The organism is Polaromonas sp. P1_G2 (assembly GCF_056405515.1).
Genome location: NZ_JBFUBY010001839.1, coordinates 1 through 350 on the forward strand (window position 1 = coordinate 1; position 350 = coordinate 350).

Consider the following 350-nt stretch of genomic DNA (forward strand, 5'->3'; position numbering starts at 1 on the left):
GATCTTATACGCCTCGATCGCCGCGCGAAGCTCGCCCTCGGAGGCTCGCATGCCCTGGTTTGCATCGGGATGATGCATTTTCAGCTTTTCCTTATAGCGGCTCTTAATTTGCTGCGGGGTCGCATCTTGCTGAATACCGAGCGTCTCAAAAGCCTTGGCTTCGAGCACTTTGAGCTTTCGTTTGTGCAAATCGGCGCCATGCGCCTTGCGATCCGATGCGCCTCTTCGGGCATTCAAGGCCTTGGCGGGGCCGGAGCGGGCAGTGGACGGAATAGGTATCTCTGTTGACTGGCTGACACTGGTTCCCCAGGTCGGCCGACTGCCGGCTGCCGCTTCCCTCTGGTAGCGGG

At 59.4% G+C, this 350-nt stretch carries 1 protein-coding gene; it reads right to left on the bottom strand.

Annotated elements, in window-relative coordinates; all coding sequences use genetic code 11:
• Positions 1–350: J domain-containing protein (locus AC1D0P_RS32845; RefSeq protein ID WP_477680541.1), on the bottom strand; the 350-nt coding region annotated here is incomplete at both ends.